This window comes from Brevundimonas sp. KH_060, from assembly GCF_057838275.1.
Map to the genome: position 1 here is coordinate 577,595 of NZ_CM174463.1, position 25,614 is coordinate 603,208.

Annotated in this window: 18 protein-coding genes and 2 tRNA genes; 9 read left to right on the plus strand and 11 right to left on the minus strand. The window is 63.4% G+C overall.

Annotated features, from left to right (window positions below; translation table 11 throughout):
- The first annotated feature begins 152 nt into the window (after positions 1 to 152).
- Positions 153 to 1,514, plus strand: a complete 1,362-nt coding sequence (locus tag AC3IPP_RS02895; RefSeq protein ID WP_169802127.1) for a tyrosine-type recombinase/integrase — start codon at positions 153 to 155, stop codon at positions 1,512 to 1,514.
- 256 nt (positions 1,515 to 1,770) lie between these two features.
- On the plus strand, positions 1,771 to 5,781 hold the full coding sequence (locus AC3IPP_RS02900) for a hypothetical protein (protein ID WP_157076469.1): 4,011 nt from the start codon (positions 1,771 to 1,773) through the stop codon (positions 5,779 to 5,781).
- Between the two features lie 431 nt (positions 5,782 to 6,212).
- Here AC3IPP_RS02900 and AC3IPP_RS02905 read toward each other — a convergent pair whose 3' ends face one another.
- Both AC3IPP_RS02905 and AC3IPP_RS02910 read right to left on the minus strand, forming a co-directional pair.
- The gene (locus AC3IPP_RS02905) at positions 6,213 to 7,649 is read right to left on the minus strand and encodes an aldehyde dehydrogenase family protein (protein WP_066628886.1); all 1,437 of its coding nucleotides are present in this window, start codon (positions 7,647 to 7,649) and stop codon (positions 6,213 to 6,215) included.
- 32 nt (positions 7,650 to 7,681) lie between these two features.
- Positions 7,682 to 9,328 (minus strand): acetolactate synthase large subunit, encoded by a 1,647-nt coding sequence (locus tag AC3IPP_RS02910; protein WP_066628889.1) that lies wholly within the window; start codon positions 9,326 to 9,328, stop codon positions 7,682 to 7,684.
- A gap of 400 nt (positions 9,329 to 9,728) precedes the next feature.
- Between AC3IPP_RS02910 and AC3IPP_RS02915 the strand changes: the two genes are divergently transcribed.
- A protein-coding gene (locus AC3IPP_RS02915) for an IS5 family transposase (protein ID WP_315050520.1) occupies positions 9,729 to 10,486 on the plus strand; the annotation gives its coding sequence in 2 pieces (ribosomal slippage) (positions 9,729 to 10,047 and positions 10,047 to 10,486; 759 coding nt in all).
- A gap of 165 nt (positions 10,487 to 10,651) precedes the next feature.
- Positions 10,652 to 11,401 carry a hypothetical protein gene (locus tag AC3IPP_RS02920; RefSeq protein ID WP_066629746.1) on the plus strand — a complete coding sequence of 250 codons (750 nt, stop codon included), beginning with the start codon at positions 10,652 to 10,654 and terminating at the stop codon, positions 11,399 to 11,401.
- A gap of 26 nt (positions 11,402 to 11,427) precedes the next feature.
- Here AC3IPP_RS02920 and AC3IPP_RS02925 read toward each other — a convergent pair whose 3' ends face one another.
- Positions 11,428 to 11,661, minus strand: a complete 234-nt coding sequence (locus tag AC3IPP_RS02925) for a hypothetical protein (protein WP_489177436.1) — start codon at positions 11,659 to 11,661, stop codon at positions 11,428 to 11,430.
- Positions 11,662 to 12,562: 901 nt separating this feature from the next.
- Between AC3IPP_RS02925 and AC3IPP_RS02930 the strand changes: the two genes are divergently transcribed.
- The 3 genes from AC3IPP_RS02930 (at position 12,563) to AC3IPP_RS02940 (ending at position 15,234) form a co-directional block, all read left to right on the plus strand.
- A complete protein-coding gene (locus AC3IPP_RS02930; protein WP_066629742.1) occupies positions 12,563 to 13,372 on the plus strand; it encodes a hypothetical protein in 810 nt (269 codons plus the stop codon).
- Positions 13,373 to 13,506: 134 nt separating this feature from the next.
- Positions 13,507 to 14,274, plus strand: a complete 768-nt coding sequence (locus tag AC3IPP_RS02935; protein WP_489150305.1) for a hypothetical protein — start codon at positions 13,507 to 13,509, stop codon at positions 14,272 to 14,274.
- 202 nt (positions 14,275 to 14,476) lie between these two features.
- Positions 14,477 to 15,234, plus strand: a protein-coding gene (locus AC3IPP_RS02940; RefSeq protein WP_315050520.1) for an IS5 family transposase whose coding sequence is annotated in 2 segments (ribosomal slippage) — positions 14,477 to 14,795 and positions 14,795 to 15,234 — 759 coding nt in all. Because the reading frame shifts where the segments join, the coding sequence is not laid out codon by codon here.
- 210 nt (positions 15,235 to 15,444) lie between these two features.
- Here the strand turns inward: AC3IPP_RS02940 and AC3IPP_RS02945 are convergent.
- The 8 genes from AC3IPP_RS02945 to AC3IPP_RS02980 all read right to left on the minus strand — a co-directional run bounded on the left by AC3IPP_RS02945 (position 15,445) and on the right by AC3IPP_RS02980 (position 23,858).
- Positions 15,445 to 16,521, minus strand: a complete 1,077-nt coding sequence (locus AC3IPP_RS02945; RefSeq protein ID WP_489150306.1) for a PfkB family carbohydrate kinase — start codon at positions 16,519 to 16,521, stop codon at positions 15,445 to 15,447.
- Positions 16,518 to 17,633, minus strand: coding sequence for a hypothetical protein (locus AC3IPP_RS02950; protein ID WP_489150307.1), 1,116 nt, complete (start codon positions 17,631 to 17,633; stop codon positions 16,518 to 16,520). The genes AC3IPP_RS02945 and AC3IPP_RS02950 overlap by 4 nt, the downstream gene beginning before the upstream one ends.
- A 2-nt stretch (positions 17,634 to 17,635) precedes the next feature.
- A complete protein-coding gene (locus AC3IPP_RS02955; RefSeq protein ID WP_489150308.1) occupies positions 17,636 to 19,546 on the minus strand; it encodes a hypothetical protein in 1,911 nt (636 codons plus the stop codon).
- A gap of 9 nt (positions 19,547 to 19,555) precedes the next feature.
- The gene (locus tag AC3IPP_RS02960) at positions 19,556 to 20,698 is read right to left on the minus strand and encodes a phosphoribosyltransferase-like protein (protein WP_489150309.1); all 1,143 of its coding nucleotides are present in this window, start codon (positions 20,696 to 20,698) and stop codon (positions 19,556 to 19,558) included.
- Positions 20,695 to 22,614, minus strand: a complete 1,920-nt coding sequence (locus tag AC3IPP_RS02965) for a hypothetical protein (protein ID WP_489150310.1) — start codon at positions 22,612 to 22,614, stop codon at positions 20,695 to 20,697. Before AC3IPP_RS02965 ends, AC3IPP_RS02960 begins: the two co-directional genes overlap by 4 nt.
- Before the next feature lie 407 nt (positions 22,615 to 23,021).
- A tRNA-Ala gene (locus AC3IPP_RS02970) sits at positions 23,022 to 23,097 on the minus strand.
- 92 nt (positions 23,098 to 23,189) lie between these two features.
- Positions 23,190 to 23,265 (minus strand) — tRNA-Ala (locus tag AC3IPP_RS02975).
- A 131-nt stretch (positions 23,266 to 23,396) separates the two neighbouring features.
- The gene (locus AC3IPP_RS02980) at positions 23,397 to 23,858 is read right to left on the minus strand and encodes a TIGR02300 family protein (protein ID WP_087141714.1); all 462 of its coding nucleotides are present in this window, start codon (positions 23,856 to 23,858) and stop codon (positions 23,397 to 23,399) included.
- A gap of 223 nt (positions 23,859 to 24,081) precedes the next feature.
- Here AC3IPP_RS02980 and aroA point away from each other — a divergent pair, with 223 nt between their 5' ends.
- Together aroA and AC3IPP_RS02990 are read left to right on the plus strand one after the other, a co-directional pair.
- On the plus strand, positions 24,082 to 25,329 hold the full coding sequence (aroA, locus tag AC3IPP_RS02985; RefSeq protein ID WP_489177460.1) for a 3-phosphoshikimate 1-carboxyvinyltransferase: 1,248 nt from the start codon (positions 24,082 to 24,084) through the stop codon (positions 25,327 to 25,329).
- Entirely contained in the window at positions 25,322 to 25,612 is a 291-nt protein-coding gene (locus AC3IPP_RS02990) for a hypothetical protein (protein WP_489150312.1), read from the plus strand. The genes aroA and AC3IPP_RS02990 overlap by 8 nt, the downstream gene beginning before the upstream one ends.
- Positions 25,613 to 25,614 lie beyond the last annotated feature (2 nt).

The window sequence follows — 25,614 nt, forward strand, 5'->3', positions numbered from 1 at the left end:
ACGGTGAAGGGCATTAGGATAATGTTCCTATTTCATGCCTTTTCAGGCCATCTCATCCTGTTTCAACTTACGGAAAAGATTGTCGAAATCCTGTTTTCCGGTACGATATGCAAATCGCGGAAACAGGTAGCAAATCGGACTTTCTGCTACCCATGCGCTACCTTTTTTTGGGCGTTTCGATGCCGAAATTGACGAAGAAACTGATTGAAAACCTAGAACCCGCAGCCGCCGAGTTCTGCGTGTGGGACACCCAGGTCACGGGCTTTGGAGTCCGGGTCAGGCCCGGCGGCGGGCGCAGCTACGTCCTCTTCTATCGACTGGGAGGCCGGTTCCGGAAACTCACCTTGGGAAAGGCCGACGGCGGGTATGGTCTCGATGAGGCCCGGGACCGGGCCATCGAGAAACTTCAGGACGTGAGGGACGGGGTCGATCCCCAAGCCCAGAAGGTCGCCGACAGGAACGCGCTGACCGTGGAAGCGCTGACCGACCTTTATCTCGAGCAGGGACCCGCGCTGAAGCCGAACAAGAAGGACTCAAGCTGGGAGACGAACCGCATCATGTTCGACTGCCACATCAAGCCGCTGCTCGGACGGCATCTGGCTCGCGACGTCACCGCGATGGACGTGTCGCGGATGCAGCTCGACATCTCCCAGGGCAAGACGGCCAGAAACGTCATGCTTGGACACCGTCGCCGGTCAAAGGTGAGGGGCGGCAAGCGCGTGGCCGCGATGGCGGTGATCACGCTCGGGGCGGTCTACGAGTTCGCGATCAAGGCCGAGTACCTCCAGAAGAACCCGACCAAAGGCGTCGAAAGGTTCAAAACGATCCGCAAGGAGCGATACCTCTCCGAGCGGGAAATCGCGGCGCTCGCGGAGGCCCTGGCGGAGTTTGAGCGGGAGGACGAGCGCTACGCCGTCATGGCCGACTCGGTGCGCTTGCTGATGCTGACGGGTTGCCGCAAGTCGGAGATCCTGACCTTGCAGTGGGACTTCATCGACTGGTCGAAGGGGTGTCTGCGGCTTCCAGAATCCAAGACCGGAGCCAAAGTAGTGCCCTTGGCCGACGATGCGATCGCGGTGCTCCGTCGTCGTTGGGACGAGACCCGCGCGCCTGAGGCGTCGAGGGGCCACAACTCGGGGGACACGACGCCGGCGATTGGCACCGGATCGCCCTGGGTGCTGCCCGCCCTTAAGGGAGACGGCCACTTCGTCGGCCTCCCGAACCTGTGGACCAAGGTTAAGGCGAGGGCGGATGCGATCCTGCATCGTCGGATCCAAGACCTGGGCGGCGACCTTCGTGAGGTTCGGTCGCTGACGACCGTCCGGCTCCACGACCTCAGGCATAGTTTCGCGAGTTTCGCCATTGCTGACGGCGCCTCGCTATTCCTGGTGGGGAAGGTGCTGGGTCACAAGCAGGCCCGGACGACAGAGATCTATGCCCATCTCAGCGACGATCCCTTGAAGCTGGTAGCGAACAAGACGGCGGCCCGACTCAGCCAGGCCATGAGGTTCTAGGATCCGCCCACGCGCAACGCGTACGAAGCGCTCACGGTTAAGGGTTCAGAACCTCGGACATTTAGGCCGCAAGATCCGAGGTTCTGTATCCAGGCTCAGTGCCGCTCACGGTGTCGAGCAGATCTATAGGCCGGAACTGATGCGAACCACCGTATCGGCTCGCGCGGCGCGACCTCGCTTTTTTCGATGACTTCACGCCAGCCTTGCCGAACTATCCCGTAGAAATCAATTCTGCGAACGGGGCGGACCAATGAGTGTGACCGGCTTCGATCTACCGCCTCCAAGCTCGTGGCAAGCGTTCGAAGCCCTATGCCATGATCTGTTTACGAGTGACTGGAACGCCAGCAACGCCAATCGGATTGGCCGGAATGGTCAGAAACAATTTGGGGTCGATATCGTCGCCCGGATTGGAGACGAATGGGCGGGGATTCAATGCAAGCTCTCGGGCCGAGGCTCTGAGCTCAAGCCTGCTGATCTCGCCGATATCGTCTCGGAGGCTTTGGAGTTCGAACCTCCTCTCGATCGGTTCGTGATCGCGACTACGACGCCGAACGACGAGCCCCTTCAGCGAGAAGCGCGTCGTCTAGACGAGGCGTATCGGAACCAAGGCGGATTCGGAGTGGAGATTGTTGGCTGGGGCGATATCCTGGCGATGCTCGACCGACACCCACCTGTGGTGAGGCGCCACTACGCCGCACTCGCCCGCCTCGGCGTGGAGAGCGGACCCGTAACTGATTTTCAGAACCGGATCGACCGCTTTGCTCGTCAGTATCTAGGGAGAGAGACGGCGCCTGCGCCCTTCGTCGGCAGGACAAAGGAACTTGCCGAACTGGATCAATGGCGCGAGGCGCCCGATAGCCCATACAAGCTCCTGCGCGCGGCTGCAGGTCGCGGAAAATCTGGCCTGATCGTCAATTGGATCGCCTCTCTCGAGAACGCCGCTGCAGTGGTGCATATGCCCATCAGCGCGCGATATCGGACCAATCTCGCCCAAGTCGTTCTTGTCTCCATCTTGAGCCGGCTTTCGGCGCTTCACGGCCGCCCTCTTCCAGAGTGGATCGATATCGACGTGGAGCAGGCCAAAGGCTTGATCGCCGATCTTCTGGCCAGACCGTTGCCCGGCGAGGTGCCCCTGCTCCTGATCATCGATGGCCTCGACGAAGCGGCGGATTTTGAGGTCACGGCAGATATCTTTCCGTCGGAGCCACCCCTCGGCCTCAAGGTGCTTCTCGCCGGCCGCCCGGTAGCGAGCGACGATCCACTCGCGCTACTCGGAGCGCCATCGAGCGACCTCGGTCTGTTGTCGAGAAGCGAAGTGTACGAGGGACTCCGCGCCTTTGGCGTTGACGCGACGCTCGCGGAACGGATCACGACCTTGGTCGACGGCGATCCAGTGGTCCTGCGTCTCTATTTGGACGGCGTGACCGAGGCATCCGTCAGCCTGGCCGCCTTGTCGGACGTCACGCCGGGCCTCGACGGCTTCATCAAGAGATGGTGGGCCGATCAGAAGGCCTTGTGGAGCGGTCTGGACGCCTCGACACTTAGTCTGGTCGAGTCGCTGACCTGCGTTCTGAGTTGCGCGCTGGGGCCTCTGTCGCGCAGCGACTTGGCAAATCCCAGGCTCAGTCCGAACGGGGTTAGTCTGCTGCAGCTAGATACTGCCTTGGCCTGTCTGTCTCGCCTGATCGTCGGGGAAGGCAAGGTAAACGATATCGCATTTGCGCATCCCCGGCTTGCCGACTTCTTCCGGGAAGAGTGGATGCCGCCAAGACGCCGGGCTGAGTTCGAAAGACGGTTCATCGATTGGGGTGAGGGTGAACTATCGTCGCTCGAAGCGGAGAACCAGAGGATTTCGCCTCATCTCGTGTCCCACCTCGGCGCCTATCTTGAGCGGGCGGCGGTGGGACACCTTCGTCTGAAGGCGTTGACCACGCGGGCATGGGCTGACCAATGCTATGCCCTGGATCCGAGCCTCTCCGGCTTTCTCACAGACGTCAGCAGGTGCCGAAAAGCCGCCTCGGCGGTGTTCCAGAGCACCGGCGAGGGAGGGGGGCTGGCCTCCTTGGCGCACTGCGCATTGACGACGGCGACCGTCCGAACAATCGCCAACGGCCTGGACCAGAACGTCCTCACCGCCGCTTTGAGACTGAGGATATGGTCTGCTGAAATTGTATTCAGCCAACTGGCGACCGTGCGCAATCTCAGGCTTGACCCGAAACTGCTGGCTGAAGTCGCGGCGGCATTGGGCGAGGAGCGAGCCAGCGAGGTGCTGTCGTTGGCGTTCGCCAGTGAGAAGCGGCAGGGACGTTTGGAAATCACCGGCGCATTACTGCCTGTGCTGCCGCCGAAGGAACGCGATGCCGCCGTTGAGGCCATGGTTGAAGGGGGCAAGGCGCAAGGCCGTTGGCTTCGTCTGCACGACACGCCGCTCGAGATAGGCCTCGAGATTGTCGCCCGCGCCACAGATCCCGTCGGCCGCGTCTATGGCCTTGCTACACTTCTGCCCGCCATGCCGCAGTCGATGCGGCCGGACGTGGAGGCTAAGATCGAAGTGACCTTCCTGGCGCACATCGACGAGTTTCGTGAGGACTTCAGCTACTCCGGCGCGTTTGAGAACCTGTCGCTTGATCGGCGTCTCCGACTTCTGCGCCGACTCTTTGAGGTTCGGGAAGAAGACACCTGGAAACTGGCGGCAATGCGCGAAATCGCATGGGCCGCCGACGAGGACCTTGCGGCGGAACTCCTTCTGGCGGCTCGCTCAATATCGGAAGGTCGTCGTGGTGAAGCCCTCGTGCTTCTGGCGCCCTCTATCCCCGCTTGTCTCATCGATGAATTTCTGGACGCTGTAGACGAGGTGGGCGGATGGGAAGTAGCGGCGAGCCTCGGAGCGTTGGCTCGCCGTCATTCCGGCCCGTGGATTCATCGGGCCCTGGACCTGTGTCGGCAGGGAGATATGCATCCGTCGATCAGGGCACCGATCCTTGTGGATCTCTGCCGTGAACTCGATGACGATGAACGTCTCGCCATCGAACCAATGCTGCTCGCGGATCTCAATGCTCCCGTGGATAGCCGCGCATGGGACGAACATGATCCCAACTGGCTGCTTGGGGATTTCGCGGAAACCTTCTTGCACAGCCGTCCAGTCGAGGCGCTCCGGTTACTCCGCGAAATCGATGACGACGATGTCGTGGCCGCCCTGGCCGCCAACTTCGCAGTGAGCGGGCCGGATGAGATCCGACAAGCAGCGATGTCTATCTTGGACGCGGTGGAAGACGGTTATGCGCTTGTTGAGGGCTATGCCGCCCTTATTTCTCAAAGCACCGGCACCGAACGTCAGAACAAACTTCGAGACCTTTGCCTTTTGGCTACCGAGCGAGGCTTCGACTCCATCCTCATTTCAGCCGCCGTCGTTCGGGGATGGGATTTGGATACCCAGGCGCTCCGGGCAATCGTCACCAACGCTCTCATCCCGCGCCGCGTGCAAGACTGGCATGAACTTGGCGACGCCGCTGCCGAACTGGGTCGCCAGGCGAGTTCTGGAGCTTCCGCAGACGCGATGAAACTGATGGGGCGGATCGGCTTCGAAATACCGCTCGCCCGCGTTGCGTCCGCGTTCGCCAACAAGTTCAACAGCGATCAGCAACAGCGAATCATCGACGCCCTGAAGAAGCATCCCGACGCCTTTTGGGCGGCCTCCTTGCTGGAAGAGGTCTGCCCCTATTTTTCAGATGCGATGAAGGCGGATGTCGGTGCCTGGGCAAATGCCTTGCCGGAAGAGGGCGATCTGCAGGTTGAGGCGAAGGCGCGTTTCATTGATGTATGTCTCAGTACGGAGGACGCCATCTTTTCCAATCTGGAGATGGAGTGGAAGCGTCTCTTTGAGTTGTTGCCCAAGACGGAACGCGGCGCCGCTCGCCGTTCCGTCCGGCGGTCGACGGTCGGGGCGCCGGCAGATACGTGGCGGAGAGCCGCAGTGGAGGAGGAGAAGGCGAAGGCCTGGGCGAGTTCCGACCTCGTCGAGAATCTTCTGAAAGAAGACCGTCATGACTTTTACGCTGAAGTCTGGCTCGAGCGTTTGATCGGACTCGGCCACCTGGAGAAGCGAGCCGTATTGATCGATGTCCTGAGTGATGCCGGTGCCAGGGAGCGAAAAGCGGCACTCACGATAATTGGTCGATTGGCGCCGGTTCTCAGAGATATCGGCGGCTTTCATGCCGTGGATGATGTTGTTTCGGACCTTCGTGGGAATGTCGAATCTTGGGGCTAGCGGTATGTTTCTGAACTCCGCTTAATGCCCGGAACTTCAGGGGGCATGACGCGATGAAGCGGTCATAGACAGGACCCGGCGGTGCGTCCCTGGATGTGAATCAAGCAATGGCGGCGGATGGAATGGTGAGCGTTCCGCTACGGAGTCCGACCCTTGATTCCCGAGGGCCGACTCCTTCTTGGAGATAAGCTGCAAGGTGACCGCGAAACTGGCCGGCAAGCCGTCCGGAGATATCCTACCAATTGTTCGGCTAGGCCCAACGTTCGGAGAACGCCGCTCTTCGCTCATACTGAGTCACCTTGAGACAGTGACCAACCGGTAGGAATCAGATCTCAGAACCCGCGAAACTTCCAACGCCAATCGACGTTACGAACCGCTGCTCTGCGCGAGGAAGAGACCTTGGCTGACTGGGAGGGAGACGGCGCTGCCGACTACCCGTGTCTTCTGATCACCAGGTTGCGGATTTCGCACATGTCTTCCATGGCAAACTTGACCCCTTCGCGGCCCAGCCCGGAATCCTTGACGCCGCCATAGGGCATGTTGTCCACGCGATAGCTGGGAACGTCGCCGATGAGCACGCCGCCGACCTCCAGGACCTCCCAGGCCCGCATAGCCTTATGGATGTCGCGAGTGAAGATCCCAGCCTGCAGGCCGAACCGGCTGTCGTTGACCTCTTTCAGGGCAACCTCGAAATCGGAGAAGCGGGACAGGATCGCGACTGGCCCGAACGCCTCCTCGTCGCGGATCTTCAGGCCCCGACCGACGCCCTCCAGCAGCGTCGCTTCCAGCATCGCGCCCTGGCGACGGCCGCCGCACAGCAGGGTAGCGCCTGCAGCGGTCGCCTCGGCGATCCAGCTCTCAAGCCGGCGCGCCTCCCCCTCGTCGATCATGGGACCGATGAAGACGTTCTCGTCCAGAGGATCGCCAGAGACAAGCGCACGGGCCTTGGTGACCAGCATGTCCCGCAAAGCCTCGTAAATGTCCTCGTGGATCAGGATGCGCTGGACGCCGATGCAGGACTGCCCCGACTGGTAAAAGGCCCCGAAGATGATCCGGTCCGTGGCGTCCTCCAGATCGGTATCGCGATCGACGATCACTGCGGCATTGCCGCCGAGCTCCAGCACCACCTTCTTCTTGCCGGACCTGGCCTTGAGGGCCCAGCCCACCTCTGGCGAGCCCGTGAACGAAAGCAGCTTCAATCTGTCGTCGGTGGTGAAGAGATCCGCGCCGTCGCGGGTCGCCGGCAGGATGGAGAAGGCGCCTTTGGGAAGGTCGGTCTCGGCCAGCACCTCGCCGATGATTAATGCGCCCAGCGGCGTCCTGGAGGCAGGCTTCATCACGAAGGGGCAGCCGACGGCCAGCGCCGGGGCGATCTTGTGCGCCGCGAGGTTCAGAGGGAAGTTGAACGGCGAGATGAAGGAGCAGGGGCCGATCGGAACCCGCTTCCACATGCCCTGGTAGCCTTTGGCGCGGGCGGAGATGTCCAGCGGCTGGACCTCGCCGGTCATGCGCACGGATTCCTCGGCCGCGATGCGGAAGGTGTCGATCAGCCGGCTGACCTCGCCACGCGAGTCCCGGATCGGCTTGCCGGCCTCGATGCACAGGGCATAGGCCAGTTCGTCCGCCCGCTCCTGGAACCGCGTCACGCAATGGGCGAGGACCGCCTGGCGTTCGTATGCCGCCATCTCGGCCATCGGACGCGTGGCCTGAACCGCCGCGCCAATGGCCCTGTCGATCGTCGCCGCGTCGGCCAGGGCGACCCGTGTCGCCACCTCGCCGGAGTATTTGTTGGTAACCGCGAGGTCCTGGTTCGGGCTCAGCGCCTCATTGGCCAGGTAGAGCGGATAGGACGTCTTCAGGGAGGGCAAAGGATTGCTCCGGCATGGGGCTGGCGGCTGACCTAGAGCGCGGCGCTCAGGTCACGAATGTCAGTGTTCAGGATACGGTCGTTGTCGGCGTAGTCGACCGGAACCTCCACCAGATGGACGCCCGGCGTATCGAGACAGGCCCGCAACAGGTCTGGCAGGCCTTCCGCGCTGGTCGCGCGGTGCCCGTGCGCTCCGTAGGACTCGGCGTATTTGACGAAGTCCGGATTGCCGTAGGTCAGACCCCAGTCGTCAAAACCCATATGCGCCTGTTTCCAGCGGATCATGCCGTAACTGTTGTCGTTGAGAACCAGAACGACCAGGTTGAGCCCCAGCCGGACGGCGGTTTCCATCTCCTGGCTGTTCATCATGAAGCCGCCGTCGCCGCAGACGGCCATGACCTTTCGCCCCGGGCAGATCATGGCCGACGCCATCGCCGAGGACAGGCCGGCGCCCATTGTGGCCAGCGCGTTGTCCACCAGCATGGTGTTGGGCATGTAGGCCGGGTAGTTCCGGGTAAACCAGATTTTGTAGACGCCGTTATCGAGGCAGACGATGCCGTCGTCCGGCATCACCTGCCGGATCTGGTCGACCAGGTATTGCGGATAGACCGGATAGCGCGTGTCGCCCACCGAGGCGGCAGAATGCGCGACCTCGGCGCGCCGGAACCGCTCCATATCCGCGAATGTCCACCGGGCCTGCGGCTCAAGGGCTTCCTTCAGCTGCCAGATGGCGTTGGCTATGTCGCCGACCACCTCGATCTGGGGGAAATAGACGGGATCCACCTCGGCGGTGCGGAAGCCGATGTGGATCACCTCGCTGCCCCCTGCGGTCATGAAGAAGGGCGGCTTCTCGATGACATCATGGCCGACATTGATGATGACGTCCGCCGCATCGACGATGCGATGGACGAAATCGCCCGACGAGAGGGCGGCGCAGCCCAGATATTTCGGATTGCGCTCGTCGATGACGCCTTTGCCCAGTTGGGTGGTGATGAAGGGGATGCCGGTCTTTTCGACAAACTCGGTAAGCATCCGGCTGGTCATCTTGCGGTTGGCGCCCGCCCCGACGATCAGAAGCGGGGATTTGGCCCGTGCAATTCGGTCGGCTGCAATCTGGATCGACTTGGGGTCGGGAATGGGACGGCGCACCTGGCTCGCGGGGATCGGGCCGTTGTCGGTCTGTTCGCGGGCGACGTCTTCGGGAAGCTCCAGATGCGTCGCGCCTGGCTTTTCCTCCTGGGCCAGGCGCACGGCCTCGCGCACCCGGGCGGGGATGTTGTCGGCCGAGGCCAGTTGGTGGGTGTATTTGGTGATCGGCCGCATCATGTCGACCACGTCCAGGATCTGGAATCTGCCCTGTTTGGAGGACTTGATCGGCTTCTGGCCGGTGATCATCATCATTGGCATGCCGCCCAGTTGCGCATAGGCGGCCGTGGTGACGAGATTGGTCGCGCCTGGACCCAGCGTCGCCAGGCAGACGCCGGCCTTGCCGGTGTGCCGGCCATAGGTGGCCGCCATGAACCCTGCGCCCTGTTCGTGGCGCGTGAGGATCAGCCGGATTTGCTTTGATCGGGACAGACTATCCAGAAGGTCGAGGTTCTCCTCGCCCGGCACGCCGAACACGTATTCGACACCCTCCTGTTCGAGGCAGGCGACGAACAGATCAGACGCCTTGGTCATGGAAACTCCGGGGTCAGGTGGCGATCGACTCCCGGATTGGGGGCCGGGCGTGGGCGGATCGACGATGGGGCGGTCAACCGACCCGCGATTGATCGTGTAGCTGGCGACCGGTGGAGCGGTCGCCCCTGAAGCTCGACCGTCTGCTGGCCGATCAGGTGATTATACCGTCTCGAAAGCGGCGAGATAGGCGCTGAAGTGTGGATCGGCGTAGAAAAGGGATTCACTAGCGGTGTGATCGGCGTCGAATAAGGACCCCTCATCCCTGAGGCCTAACGGTGGCGGCTTGGCGAATGTCGCGCGCCGTTTACTGAATGATCGGATCACGCTTCGCGGCCTGCTAGGCTCAGGACCCATTGATGTGAGGCGCGCGATCTGATTCAGGCTCCTGAGGAGTCTGGATATGAGTGACCTGTATTGGCTTACGGACGAGCAGATGGCTCGGCTTCAGCCCTATTTCCCCAAGAGCCATGGCAAGCCCCGCGTGGATGATCGGCGGGTTCTGAGCGGGATCGTCTTCGTCAACCGCAATGGTCTGCGCTGGCGAGATGCGCCGGCGGCCTATGGACCACACAAGACCCTCTACAATCGATGGAAGCGGTGGAGTGAGGCGGGCGTCTTCGTCCGGATCATGGAGGGCCTGTCTGGCGCCCAGGCCGAACGCCGCACGGTCATGATCGACGCGACCTATCTCAAAGCGCACCGCACGGCTTCGAGCCTGGGTGTAAAAAAGGGGGTCTCGGGCGACTGATCGGGCGCACCAAGGGCGGCATGAACACCAAGCTTCACGCCGTGACTGACGCGAAGGGGCGTCCGATCAGCCTGTTCATGACAGCGGGCCAGGTCAGCGACTACACCGGCGCCGCCGCTCTGCTGGACAGCCTGCCAAGAGCGCAGTGGCTGCTGGGCGACAGGGGCTACGACGCGGACTGGTTCAGGGACGCCTTGCAGGCCAAAGGCATCACGCCCTGCATCCCCGGGCGCAAATCCCGCAACGAGCCTATCCGCTACGACAAGCGTCGATACAAAAGCCGCAACCGCATAGAGATCATGTTCGGACGCCTGAAAGACTGGCGTCGCGTAGCCACCCGATACGACCGATGCCCCACCGTCTTCCTGTCCGCCATCGCCCTCGCCGCCACCGTGCTATTCTGGCTATGAGTCCTGAGCCTAAGTCGTCCATCCGGCGCGCTGGGGAAACGTTGGATGTGTCCTGTAGACTGGCCTTCTGCGACTCCTGTCCTCCCATGCGCTTTCCTCCACTGGACGCCGTCCTTCACGAGGGGCAGATCCAGGACGACGGCGAAGCCGCGAGGAACGACTGCCATGCGGATGATCGACACCCAGATCTTGATAAACATGCAGGCGGGACGCCGTCCGCCAGTAATGCTCGGTGCTGTCGCCTCGGTTTCGGCGTTTGAGTTCCTCAAGGCCTACAGCAAGGACCCGCAGCGCGCGCGCTACTACGTGCCCCTGCGCTTGGGCTTTCACGCACTGGTGGGCAGCCCCGAGCAGGCTCCCTCTCCCACGCATTCCAGCCGCCGGAACCGCACGGACCGGCTGCTGATTGACCTTGGAGGCGATCACAAACCCATTGTGGAGTACGGCAGCTTGGCGGTGACCCAAGCGATCAATTCTGGTCGGCCAGAGATCTTCAACGCGGCTGTAGAGGGTCTTGGCAAGGCCGACGAGCGGGAACTGAGGCAGCGCTTCCGCTTCTTGCTCGACCGAGGGTTCCGAGGGTTCGCGCTAGAGCCTGAAGCGGCGGGATTGGGGTTGGAGATTTTGGACGTCCTCCTGACGAGCCACGCGCCCAAGGCAAATTTCGTCAACACGGTCCGGGACTGCTTGATTTTGGGAGTTGCCGTGAAACACGGCGTCCCGTTGCAAACCGAGGACAAGCTCCTTGCGAGGCTGGCGGCTCAACATTTCGCGGCTTCCACTCACCTCGAAGGCGACGACCTGATCCTCGACTTCAGTGCCGGACCGACTGACCGAAAGCACCTGCGTGAAGAAAGCAAAGGCTACATCCATCGCGGCTGGCGTATCGCCGAAAATCGCATCCGAACACCATGATTGTTGACGCACAGCATAAGGCAGTTTCACGGGGCAAATGCTCGGATGCTTGGATATAGGCCGCCCATCCGACCTCCAGAGCTATGATTGATCAACAGGTACGGATCTGGGCGCTCGAAGACCGCATCGTTAGACGAACGAAAGATCGCCGCGATCAGGCCGCGCCGGTTGTCGGAGACGTCGGGACAGGCCTCGTCGAGCGACAGGGGTTCGATCAGGAGCGTGTAGTCAGCGAAGATCGCGTGGATCTGGAGCGACACGGCCTTGTGGACCTCGAACCTTGGCGGACGAGTATGGCACGCGGCTCCTCGGATCGAGCCGGACTACGGCGAGTTATCGGTCGTAGGAACAAGCATCTGCAGTAGGGCGACGAGAACCTCTCGCGAGGCGCCGCTACCCACTCCAGCGTCCCAATCGGTGAAGACGCCGGCAATACCGATCCTGTCCTGTGCAAGGGCGATCGCATCGAGGATGGGTCCGCCTGACAGGCCGCAGGGATTGGGGCGACCACCCGGGAGCTCGTGTATGTATCGAAGTTCTTCCGAGGAAATTTGAAACGCAGTCGCCCGTCAACGCAGTCTCGGGGTGCGTTCTGGTAGATGAAGGGTTTCGGCCGGAGCATCCCCTCCGTCCGGTCCCTCTTGAAATCCCTCGCGAGATAGCCGTGAACAGCGATGACAGGGGAATGCTCATGCGCGTGTGTCAGCGCGTCCCCCGGAAGGCCGCCGTCGAAGCCCCTGACCATGACGGCCGCGAGGTCATGGCGACGCTCCGAGACGAGTTCGGAGGTGGTGATATCCCCGAGCCGCTGGAGCCCCCCGACCCTGGAAGACCATCTTGTCGCCTGGGTTCTCCGGCCGGCCTTTCGACTGGCCGTACAGACAGTGGGCGGCAGTCACGAGGACATGCGCGCCGGCATGTTGGAGGATGAACGCAGTGCCGATCTGCTGCGGTTCGGCTTCCCCGCCCTCATCGCAATAGATGGCCGCCAAATTTGGAGCGACCAAGACCTCGCTGGACGCGGCCACGATCAACGACACGGTTTCGGATTTCGACACGGGGCTTCCACTTCTGGTTCGTCATGCCTCATAACCGGTTCGCCGCTGGGCCGCAGTCCCTTACATCCACTGGGCGGGCGATCCGGGCTGAACAAGGAATGCGATGAGCAAGAAACCTCGCGGCGGTGACCGAAAGCCCCGGTCGGAATCGATCTACGGGACGACGACGGGAGAGATCACGGAACTCAACCTCACGGTCGATGCCCGAACCGGTGCGATCAGTTTCGGTCAGGAGATGACGAACGTCTATTCGGAGCGGTCGTATGAGCGTGCGAAGGCGCCGAAGGTCCTGTCACGCATGCCTCAACCGCCTCACGCCGCGATGTTCGAGGACAGCGACGCGCTGGCAACCCATTTCGACCGGGTCTTCGCCGTCGACACCAATACCAAGGACATCGACGGCCGCCGCATGTCAGTGGTGGGCGTCGCAACGCTGAAGCGCGAGGTGGTCCTCGGTCCCGAGAAGGTCGAGAGCGGCTGGCGCTTCGACGCGCCCTTCGCCATCGAGTACGGAGACTTGGTCGCCAAGCCCGAGCCGTTCGGGTGGATGGGCGCGCTGGAAATCTTAAAGCAGCGAGGGTTCTATGCAGCAGGCCAAAGGATCGGATTGATCGTCGATTCAGAACTCGGCCAGTTGAAGGATTTCAATGCCCGCACGGTCCCGGTGGACAGCGGGGAGTTCCTGCCGCAGGGCGTTACTCTGATCTACGCCAGTTCGGACGCGGGCAAGGAAAGCGTGCTGAACAGCGCGCTGTCGATCGCCGATGCTGCCGCTTCCCAGATACTGACCGGGCTGCAGAACGGCACGATCCCCGCCAACACGACTCCTTCAGGGGTCGAGGCGTTCCAGTCCTTCCGCGTCATCGGCGTGAACGCCGTTGCAGGTCCCCCGAGCCTGCGTCCGAGACGCTAGGGCATCCGCTGGTCTGTCGCTCCAGTCGGGCGTCACCGGACGACTGGCAGCGGCGCCCGTCTGCGAAGCATCTTTAAAACTGCGGCCTCCACCTTCACCGTGAGGCGTGGGCCCCAAAAGACATCGAGCGAACCATGTCGAACACCCCCGTCAACACGGGCGCCATCGAGCGCGCCGTGGCCGTCCTGGCCAATACCATGCGGCTGTACGTCGAGGCTCACTTGCGGTTTCCAGGCATCTTCGACGTCGATCGGGAGGAAGCGGTCAACAACCTGGATCGCGCGTTCGAGGCGAAGCTCAACGCCTTCCATAGCCTATACGACGTCTCGAAGACGACTTTCCCCTATTCTGACTTCGGCGACACCGCCTTGCTCATCGCGGTGCGAAACGCGCTCCACCACCACGACCATCCCCTGTTCCACAGCTTTCTCTCACGGCTCTACCTCGAGGATGGGTTCGAGAAATGGAACGGAGCCGCGTTCCTGCTCGCGAAACACCCGACCCGGCACGGGGTCCCGGTCCTCATGACCCACTTTGTCCGGCTAGACGACATCGATGCGCGCCTGAATCCCGCGCGAGCCTCGCCTCTGCTCGACACGCGGACGAAGGGGACGAGGCTGATCAAGCGGTACGAGGTCATCGACCGCGGCCTAGGGCTCCCGCTGGTCCGCCAGCACGGCGTTCTCCAGCGCTACCCCGAGGACCAGATCTACCTGGACCTGATGCCGGTTTTCATATCCGCAATCTCTCGCGTCTTCACGGCGCTGCGAGCCGCTGGGGTAACGTTCAGGGGCTTCGACGCCCAAGCCTACCTCGCGCCTTTCACGACCGAAATCGACATCAATCTCGAGGCACCCGGATTCAGGTCAGTGAGGATCGGCCCAATGCCTTTCCAACCCTAGGATCAGTCGTGAGATTTCGCGGCTAGCGCCGTTGATAGGCCAGGCAGGACCTCTAGGTGAATGTGAGAGCCACCGCACTCGGTGGAAAGTAAGCCTCCTCTTCCATCTGTTCGGCGGAGCCGTCCTGCGCTTTTCGACGCTAGGCTCAGGACCCATTGATGTGAGGCGCGCGATCTGATTCAGGCTCCTGAGGAGTCTGGATATGAGTGACCTGTATTGGCTTACGGACGAGCAGATGGCTCGGCTTCAGCCCTATTTCCCCAAGAGCCATGGCAAGCCCCGCGTGGATGATCGGCGGGTTCTGAGCGGGATCGTCTTCGTCAACCGCAATGGTCTGCGCTGGCGAGATGCGCCGGCGGCCTATGGACCACACAAGACCCTCTACAATCGATGGAAGCGGTGGAGTGAGGCGGGCGTCTTCGTCCGGATCATGGAGGGCCTGTCTGGCGCCCAGGCCGAACGCCGCACGGTCATGATCGACGCGACCTATCTCAAAGCGCACCGCACGGCTTCGAGCCTGGGTGTAAAAAAGGGGGTCTCGGGCGACTGATCGGGCGCACCAAGGGCGGCATGAACACCAAGCTTCACGCCGTGACTGACGCGAAGGGGCGTCCGATCAGCCTGTTCATGACAGCGGGCCAGGTCAGCGACTACACCGGCGCCGCCGCTCTGCTGGACAGCCTGCCAAGAGCGCAGTGGCTGCTGGGCGACAGGGGCTACGACGCGGACTGGTTCAGGGACGCCTTGCAGGCCAAAGGCATCACGCCCTGCATCCCCGGGCGCAAATCCCGCAACGAGCCTATCCGCTACGACAAGCGTCGATACAAAAGCCGCAACCGCATAGAGATCATGTTCGGACGCCTGAAAGACTGGCGTCGCGTAGCCACCCGATACGACCGATGCCCCACCGTCTTCCTGTCCGCCATCGCCCTCGCCGCCACCGTGCTATTCTGGCTATGAGTCCTGAGCCTAGCGGGGCCACCGGGCAGGGCGTCTTCACAGGTCCCTATTACGCCGCCCAGCCGGCTGAGCCCGGAAATCTCGACACCCTGTGCGAGAGGACTTGGAACGAGCCTATGCTGCCGGGAACCGTCGCCCAATGACCCTAGTCAATCGGTGACGAGCGGAGACGGACGTCCTCGACCGCGCCGTGGCTGAATCCAGCGGTCGTCACGCGGCCTTGCGCTTGGGCGCGCTCGCGCGCCGCATGTCGGGAGGACAGGCCGGGCACGCGATCGCCTTGGTGGAGGCGCCGCGCCGCGGTGCGACGGCGATCTCTTGGGTTCCCGAGTGAAGGGCCGCGATCTGCGTCCCGAAACGCGAAGGCTCGACAGCGTACATGCCGCCCCGGGCCCCTTCGAAGCCGCAGTTCCAGGCGGCGAGCGTTTGACCGTAACGCAGGGCGGCGTCGAGACCCTTGGCGCCTCCGGCTCTAAGGCCGCTCAACCCTGTTTTGGCCGCTTTGGCGATGAGGCCCGCCGTACACCAATCTCCGGAACCGCAGGTGTCGGCCAAACGGGGCGCCGAGATCGCGTCGAGCGTCTTCCAACCCGAAACGCCGCGACCGAGACGATGGCGATAGCGGAGCCCAGATGCCCCGAGGGTCTGGATTTCGACCAGCGTCGCCGATCCGTCCCCCATCACCCCGCCCACCGCCGCCAGTCGCTGGTCGGCGTATTTGACGACATGCGCCAGGGCCAGAGCCTCGGCGAAGAGCTTCGGATCTGATTTGCCGGACGGCTCGAATATGACGACGGCGCCTTCGTCCGCCGCCTTTTCGGCAAGGGTCAGGGCGGCACGCGACAACCGATCCATGAAGAAGACCGCGGATCCGGCGAGACGGGGGGCCACGGCCTCGACCGCCTGGAGCGTGACGGCCTTGTAACTCGGCAACCACTGTCCGCAGTGGGGACAGGCCCACGAGAACCGATGGGTGGGCGTTCCATCGCGTTTGCGCCGGATTTCCTGGATGATGATAGGCGTGTGGCAGGTCGGGGCGCTGCTGGCGAAGTCGAGCCGGACGCCCCAGCGCTTCATGTCCGCTTTGACGCGCTGGGAAGCGGGATCCCCGTTCATCCGCCCGATCGGGTAGGCGTCCCATCCCAGATAGGCGAGGATGGACAGGACATTGCCGCACGTCCCGCCGGCCCAGGATCGTACAGGCGTTTCCGGATCGGCGCTCATCACGAGATCAAGCGCGATCAGTCCAGTGCCGAAAACCTGGGGACGAGAAGGCGACATCGTCATCGCACGGAGCCACTTTCACTGTGCAGCGCTGGTCGAGGCTGCGAATAGACATCTCCTTCCAGCCACACATGGACGAGATTGAACGTCTCGGTCACGGTGGGGACGGATTGGTCGAGATCGTACCCGATCGCCTCCATATAGGCGACCGGCAAATCGCGCTCCAGCGCCGCCATCATTGCGCCCAGGGCCATAACCTTGCTGCCGACGGGGGACAAGACGAGCATCGACCCGCCCACCTCTTCGAACACAGGGCGTCGCAAATCGTCTAGGCGCAGGATCGTCCGATACAGATCGAGAGGGTCGTCCTCGGCGGCGTAGACGATGTTTCGCGTGTCCACGGACCAGGCGCTCTCGAACTCCCTCAGAAAGGCTTCCGCCAGCTCGTCGCCCAAGCGAGGATTGGTCGCCGGGAACGGTAGAATTGGACAGGTGTCATGAGGCTCGACGAAGTCATGCAGCTTGGCGAGCGCGCTCTTCCGGCGCACCGCCAGTTGAGGCAGCCAAAGCTTGGCGGCCGACGCCGCGCCGTCGAGCGTGGACCGGCCACGGAACCCGTGGACATAGCCGGGCGCATCGCCGGCGATTGACTGGATTTCTGCATCAAGGTTGGGATCGTGGGCCACGAACACGTGCAGATTCACAGGGCCAGCGCCTGCTTCGATCCGCTCCACCAGATAGCGGATTATGGGGAAGCTCGTCCCCACGGAGAGGGCGCTGCTGTCGACCACGACGTCGGTGAGATCGTCGAAGTTTTGGCGCGCCATCACCGCGACGGCGTTGCGTCCGCCCACGACGGCACCGTCGGAGGCGAATATCTCAACCGGCTCTATGGTCGCGCCGGGCAAGATCTGCATGAGGTCTCGCGTGTTTTCAGTGGCGCGCGCGACGAGACCCTGTGGCGGCGTGGGCCGATTTTCTTGAAGAAGAAGCGCGCGCATGGCGGGTGCCGCAGCGGCGATCCGCGTCGCCACCGCCGTCGAGCGAGGATCAAAGCCTGCACCGCCGACGAACAGGATGCGTCGATCGTCGGCAGCAAAGTAATCCGTGATGAAACCGTCAACGGCTTCGGCGCGGTGCGAGACGCAGGGATCCCAACGACGTTGACGCGCCATGATCAGGCCTCGCCCAGCATGCGCACAAGGTCGGTGGTCCGACGTTCAAGAAATCCACCGCGTTTCAACGTCAGGCCGTGGTGGACGAGCATGACCCCTCCGAGCTCAATGAGGCACCAGACCTTCTTCTTCGTGCCGTGATGGGGCACGAGGGTGAAAGCGTTGTAGGCCACGCCGAACTGCAGAACGCGCGCAAGGTCTGGGTGTGTGTCTGGGATGGCTTCGAACTCCTCCTGAAGGATGCCGATGGCGTTCGCTCCGCCGCCCAAGGACGCGTTGGGTTCAAGACTCTTCTTCAGGCACTCGGCCGCCATGGCGCCCGCGAGGCGCTGGACGAGATGGTGCTGGGGGAAGTCCCACTCCCGCACGATATGACCCGCGCGTTCGCGCATCAGTTTGTGCTGCGCCCCGCTTTTCAGCGTCGGCGGCTTGGCTCGGATCAGCTGGGTCTCCGACTGTGAGACGAGGCGCGCCGCGAGTTGGAGAAACTGTTCCGCATTCTCCGAGCTGGCGTCGCAGAGAGGGTCGATGCCGAAGTAGAACGGGCGGTCCTGCCGATGCAGAAGATGGATCCGCGCACCTTCCGCCACGCCGGCGTCCGCCACGATCGGCTTGGCCGGCTCGGCTTCCAGAACGGTATCGTCAAAGAGATTCCGTTGTGGAATTCGCTTGGCGTAGCGCGACATGAGGATGCCGAGCATCGCCAGCCGCACGTCCTCGCCATCGCCGGGTGACGTCTCCAGATAGGCGACGACCTCAGCCTCAAGATCGCCGCGCCGCGATGCCGAAATCGCGTGCTTGCGTTGCAGCGCGTCGATCTGCTCCTTCAACTTCTCGAGTTTGCCCGGAGCGATCGTTTCAGCCTCCGTGGATAGGATGTCGCCGAGGCTATGAAGGCCCTTGCGGTTGAACACCTCCATCTGGCGCAGGTAGCGGGACGACATGTCCTTGGCCATCTTCCTGAATGACCGTCGTTGATGGGCGCGGTCCCCATGGGTCTGCAGCCAGATGTCTGTGACCTCCCTGGCACGCTTGATCCCGGGTTCGTCAGCTGCGGGATCAGCGTCGAGGTCGCCAAGCACATCCGCTGGCGTCAGGGCGTCGAGGCGCGTGAGAATCCATCGTCCGACCTTCAGTTCGCGACGGGCGAGCCATCTCTTGAGGGCCGCCAACTGTGTCGGATGCAGACTGTGGGCGTCATCGAAAATCACCAGGGGCCGCAGATCGAACGCCCCGTCCCCCTCGCGTATGCGAAACGCTTCGATGACATCCAACGGCCGGTAGGCAGCGGCGGCGTCGCTGTCGATGTCGGCGGGGTCGGGCGGCATGAGCGCCGCGGAGATCTTGTAGATCGCAAGCTCGACCTCCCGCGCCCGTGCGAGAAGGTCCGGCCCGTGAATCCCGCCGATCGCGGTCAAAGCCGCGTCCGCATCGGTCCTCGGAACGATCTGCACGTCTTCGAGGGAAACCCCGGCGGCCATGAGATTCCGAAGCCAGGCTAGCACCGCCCTGGCCTGAAGGAGGGCCACCATGAGGCTCACCCTCAGATCCTCGGGATACGGAAACTCCCAGAATTCACGGTATTCACCCTCGAGGGCCAGCCGTCCGCCCACGAGAGTGGGACGGTCGTCGGCGATCGCACCACAGGCCGTCAGCGTATCGATGAGCGGCTTGGCAGTCGAAAGGCCGCGATTTCGGAGCAGGGCGCGGAGGGTCGAGTACTGAAACAGTCTGGCGAGCGTGGTCTTTCCGCTTCCCGGGGTTCCGATGATCATCGTCAACCGGTCGTACAGGCGGCCCTCGACGGCCGGCTTCTGGAAAAACGTCGCGAGCGGCTCCGGGGTAACGACCGCAAGGAAGGCTTCATCGTCGCGGAGATACTCGGTCGCGCGCTTTTCGAAGGGGTTTGCCATCAGGTCTCTTTAAGCGTGACGTTGCCGGCGGCGGAAGAGCGGCCGCATCGCCGACGCCGAGCCGGGGGAGCCGTCGCCGCCGTCCGTCTCGGCCCAGAGGAGCGCGACGGCGTTGTTCGGCGTATTATGATCCAGCACGAGGGGTAGGGCGCAGCCGCCATAGCCGAGCCCCAGATGCTCGACCCCTCCGACGTCGGTGTGCGCCGTACGGATCGCGGGGTCGTAATAGGTCTGCGTCAGCGCGAGGAAAGGCGCATGACGACCCGCAACCGCGTCGATCGGTAGGTCTGGGGGCAGCACAGCTCCGTAGGAGAAATGGACGGGCTGGGTCCAGCCGTCTACAGCCAAGGCCGTTTGGGCCTGAGCCTGTCGCGTATCGAGCGCCTGGGCGGCAGCCGCGGTGCCGATGTAGTGATGGACGCACAGCTCCCAGTCGGGTGTGAACAGGCGGTCGCCGCCCAACGTTTCGTGGGCCGCATCGATAGCGGTTTTGAACTTGAGGAGCTTGCCCTTCCACTTCTGCTTCGCCTCGTCGAACCGGAGGAACGATGTCCCCGTTCCCACGAAATCGTCGATGAGATAGACGAGCCGGAAGCGCGCCTCCGGGTCGTTCAGCTCTTCGCGGAGCGAGCGGAGAAGGTCCTGCCATTTCTCCGCATCAACCTGGGTGGCGACGACGAGCTGTTCGTTGGTGAGCAGCCCCGCGTTCGCGTGCCGGACGATGTCGATACGGGCACCGTCGGAAAGACCCATGAAGAGCGTCTTCCTCCTGAGATCCTCCGCATCGGCGAGGGCGGCGGGGTCCGCCAGAACGCGGTAGGGCGGAATACCCCGCGCCGTAGCCGTCGTCCGGATGAGTCTGTCGCGAACAAACCGAGGATAGAATTGTTCGACGAGCCGCTGCATCTCGCCGGGGCCGACATAGACGAGATCCCTGCGGACAAAGGCGTAGGCGATCTCTCGCTCGGCCTTGTCGAACTGCTGCAGCCACGTCGCCAGGCTTTCGACGAAGCGCATGCCCGCCTGAAAGTCGCGGTAGCCGTCGTATTTGAGGCGGGCCATCAGCCGCAGCCAGTCAAATTCCTGCCGGGCGAGATTGTCGTCCCAGTCCATGATCTGCCCGAGGGTCTTGAGGGCCAGGTCCTGGTTCATCCCGCCTCCTTGAAGTCGAAACGAAGACCGGCTTCGGTGACTGTGAGGCGGCGCAGGTATTCGATCGTGGCGCTCGGTCCCCTCTGGCCAGGCTCCGCAAGGTTCCAGCACGTCGCCGGATCGAGACTCACCTCGTCGACGCTGAGGGCGAACGGTTCGCGCAACAGCTCGTAGTCGTTGCCGGGCCATCGCCCGCGATCGCCGATGCAGAGATAGGGCACCACTCCGGTCATGCTCGCCAGCTGATCCAGCACGCTGCGTTTCGAGACCCCGGGCGCCACGATATCCACCGAGTGGCTGGACCGGGTCACCCGTGCGCCTTGGGCGCCGGTGATCATGATGACCTGCTGGGCCAGGTCCCAGAGTCGGTTCTCCGGCAGTGGCCGCTTCGCCTCCAGGGTGATTTGTCGAAGTCGATCGGTCTGTTTGGCATAGGACGCCAGTTCCGATTGCTCTCGTAGCGCCGCCGCCAGGGGCGCGAGGGCTTCGCACACGTTCGCCGCGCCATCGGGCGCCGTATCGACGTCCAGCGCCGCGATCTCAGCCCCGTTGTAGTATCCGATCAGAATCTGCGACCATAGCCGTTCGGGGAGCACTGCCCGGAGGTCTTTACGAACCGATCCGCCGCGCCCAGTGGCGATGGCGATGCGCGCGCCGGAGTCCGCCAGCCGGATCAGCTCGGCCCCCATCTCGGGAGCCGGGGTGAAGAACCGCCTTCGCGCGTCGACGATCGTGCCGTCGTAGTCCAGGACGACGCCGGCCAACGGCGTCTTTCGCAATCGGGTTACAAATTTTCGGAGGGCCGCCTTCCAAACGTCGAGTTGGCCATCTGCGACCAGCGTGTCGATCGCCGCGCCGGATTTCCGGGTGATCGCAGCGGCGTCTTGGTCCGAGATCCTGACGGCTCTCGGGGCCTGGGACCGTCCGAGAGGCAGGTTGTAGAGCTTGCGCCCGAACATCGGGACCCCGGGCCGCCCAGGATCGATGCCGCGCGCGCGACCCGCCCAGCCCGTAATCCGCAACGCGGCGATCAGGCCGCCGATGGCCGCCGCCGAGGCCGGTCCCGGCAGGTCGATGCGGGCCAGAGGAATGTCGGCGGGGACCAGGGCGAGCGTTCTCTGGGCGAGGGTTCTCGTCTCATCGGTGATGAACGCCAGGATCGCGGTGTCCGGTCCGCGCTTGGCCAGCCAATGGTGCCTGCCATGAGCGAAGTTGCGGTAGTCGGCGATCTGAAGATTGCCTACCGCCGCTTCGGTGAACTTCGACTCCAGGTCCACCGCGCCAGCCCGACTGCTGGCGTCGTGCAGGACCAAGGTGGTCGGACGGGCCCACAATGGATCGGTGGCGTCCCGCCATAGCGCAACGGCCGAAGACTCCTCGGCGAGATAGGGGCGCACGCCATCGATCGTGAGCGGCCACGATCGCTCATCCTGACTGAACTCGGCGAGATATGCACGCGTCAGCAGGGTGTTGAACGCCACGAGGGAATTGGTGGCGAGAAAGCCGTCTTTACCGGCAGGCGGGTCGAAAAGCAGCAGGTCGACATAGTCGTGGGACGAGGCGAGCTCGGCGAGCGGGCTCCCGGGGCGGGCGCACATGACGCCGAGCTGGCGCGGCTCCTGCGTCACCAGACCCCGGAAAGCCTTGAGGATGTCGACGTTTCCACCTCCGGCGCTGAGCAGCCAGGTCGCCACGCCGGCTTCCAGCGGTTCGGACAGGGCATCAAGCGGCGTCGCTACTGAGGCGATCCTCCCTGTCCACCGCTGGTGAAGGCTCGCCAAGGCGTGAGCCGCGGTCAAAGAGCCCCCCGATCCAATCGCGCGAAGGGAAGAATAGGCTGCGGTGCGAATGGCCGCACGCAGCGGCGCGATGTCCACGCCCTCGGCCCAGGCGAAGGTTTCTCCGAGCTTCGCCATTTCCGAAGCGTAAGGCCGTGCCATCGCGAACCCGTTTCTATCCGATGATGCGAGTGTCGGCGCGATGTCCGAACGTAGCCGCAGAGTCTCTGCAGACTTTCAACTGCGCGCGCGAGTCGCGCAACCTTGTGGAGAAGCGTTGGCTTGGCGGCTCCTTGGAGGGCGGAGACTGTCGGGCCACGCCAACCCCGTTTTCGCAGTTTCGATCTCCGCGATGGTAATGAGCTGGTCGCCTCCGCAGGCGGAGATGGCACCGCCTGGAGCGAGCCCTCGAACACGCTTGAAACCCACCGCAGCCCACTGAAAACGACTAGGCGATGAAGTTTCTCGCGTAACGCGGTTTGCTACCCATGTGCTACCCGAAAAGCAAAAGGGGTTAGCAGTTTCCTGCTAACCCCTTGAAAAATTGGTGGAGCTTAGCGGATTCGAACCGCTGACCTCTTGCATGCCATGCAAGCGCTCTACCAACTGAGCTAAAGCCCCAGGCCGTATCGGCTTGGTCATGTCGTCGACCGGATCAGACTGAGGCGTCTGGAAAGGACGAAGGCCCCGCGGGCGTTCCGCGAGGCCTTCGATGGTGGAGCTTAGCGGAGTCGAACCGCTGACCTCTTGCATGCCATGCAAGCGCTCTACCAACTGAGCTAAAGCCCCGAACCTTTCGGTCGGTCCCGCCGGGGAGAGAATGTCGCCCCCCGGCGAGGCGCGGAAACTAGGTCAGGCCGTTTTGAAGATCAAGCGGGTCTGACACATTTTTTTCCGCTTATTTTTCCGAGCCTTGACCCTTAGTCGTCGTCACGCGACGGCTTGGCCAGCTCTTCGTCGAGGTCATCGTCGTCTTCGTCTTCGATGAAGGGCACGGAATCATCGTCGTCGTCGTCCAGGACGTCGTCATCGTCGTCGCCGTCCGACGAACCCATGCCGGCGTCGTCCGCACCCGGTTCGCCGTCGTCGTCGTCCGGCGTCAGGATCGGCTCGTGGCCTTCCTGATCGATTTCGGGGGTGGAGCCTTCGGCGTCCTCTTCGTCCTCGTCGGCGTCGGCGGACTTGTCGGCGACCTGATCTTCGGCCTCCTCGTCAGCGGCGTAGCCGGCGCCGCGACGCACGCGGCGGCTGCGGACGGCTTCTTCCATCGGATCGAACTCGGTGTCGCACTTGGGGCAATGAGCCGGGCGACGGTTCAGATCGTAGAATTTGGCCTGGCAGTTCGGGCAGACCTGCTTTTGGCCCAGTTCGGGATTGGCCACGTGATTAGACCTTCGGCGGGTTTAAGGGAAAATTGGAAATCGGGCGGCTCCCTTGCCACCGGCGGGGGCCGCTGTCAAAAGCCTTCTTTTCCGCGCCTGCGCGGCTTTCCTGACATTCGGAGCCTGCATCAGGGTGAGCACTCCCCAGACCTTCACCGCGTCCGGCGTTTTCGACCTCGACTCTGGCCTTCGGGGCGTGGTTCGCGCGCCCGGCGACAAGTCGATGTCGCACCGGGCTCTGATCTTCGGCGGCATGGCCGAGGGCGTCACGGAAATCGAAGGCCTTCTGGAAGGCGACGACATCCTGGCCACCGGCCGCGCCATGCAGGCGCTGGGCGCCTCGGTCGAGAGGATCGGCGAGGGGCGCTGGCGGGTCGAGGGGCGCGGGCCGTTGCGCTCGCCCGCGACCGTCATCGACTGCGGCAACGCCGGGACCGGCGTGCGCCTGCTGATGGGCGCGGTCGCCGGCTATGATCTGACGGCGACGTTCGACGGCGACGCCTCCCTGCGCAAACGGCCGATGAAGCGCGTCACCGGGCCGCTGGCCGACATGGGCGCGCGCTTTGACTGGAACGCGGCCGAGGACCGGGTGCCTCTGACCCTGCACGGCGGCGGGCTGAAGGGCGTGACCTTCGTCCAGAACGTGGCCTCGGCCCAGATCAAGTCGGCGATCCTGCTGGCCGGGCTGAACGCGGCGGGCGAGACCGTCGTGGTCGAGCCGGAAAAGAGCCGCGACCACACCGAACGGATGCTGCGCGCCTTCGGCATTGAGATTGAGGTGAGCGAGGAGGGCGCCGGATGGCGCATCCGTCTGCCGGGCGATCAGACGCTGAAGGGAACGCACGTCGCTGTGCCGGGTGATCCGTCCTCGGCGGCCTTCCCCCTGGCGGCGGCCCTGGTGGTTCCGGGCTCCGAGGTGACGGTCGAAGGGGTGATGCTCAATCCCCTGCGTACCGGCCTGTTCCAGACCTGGATCGACATGGGTGCGGACCTGACCATCGCCAACCGCCGCATGGCCGGCGGCGAGGAAGTCGGCGACATCACCGCCCGTCATTCGGCGCTGAAGGGCATCGTGGTCCCGGAAGATCGCGCCGCCTCCATGATCGACGAATACCCGATCCTGGCTGTGACCGCCGCCTTTGCTGAGGGCGAGACCGTCATGCGCGGCATCGGTGAGATGCGCGTCAAGGAAAGCGACCGCATCGCCCTGATGGCGGCGGGCCTGACGGCCTGCGGCGTCCAGGTCGAGGAGGAGCCGGAGGGCTTCATCGTCACTGGAGGGCGCGTGAAGGGCGGCGCGACCGTCGACACCGCCCACGATCACCGCATCGCCATGAGCCATCTGGTGCTGGGTCTGGCCGCCGAACAGCCTGTCTCGGTCCGCGACCCCGAGATGATCGCCACCAGCTTCCCCGGCTTCGTCGAACTGATGAACGGACTGGGGGCGGACATTCAGACGAACCGTGACTGAAATCGCCCGGAAGTCAGGCTTCTGGTCCGGCGTCCAGTTGACGCTCATCGCCGTCTTCGTCGGCTGGTGCAGCTATAAGGGCGGGTCGGAGATTTGGCGTGCGCTTGAGACGGGGCTGCTGCGCCACGGCAAGGGGCCGGACGTGGCGCTCAGCGACAGGCCGCTTGTCTTCTGGGCGTTGAACGGCTTCTACGGGCTCTCGGTTCTGGCGGGCGGCGGTTTCGCTGTCTTCTGCCTGGCGTTGGCCTTTCAGGAAATGCGGAAGCGGGGCGCGAGGCGATGACA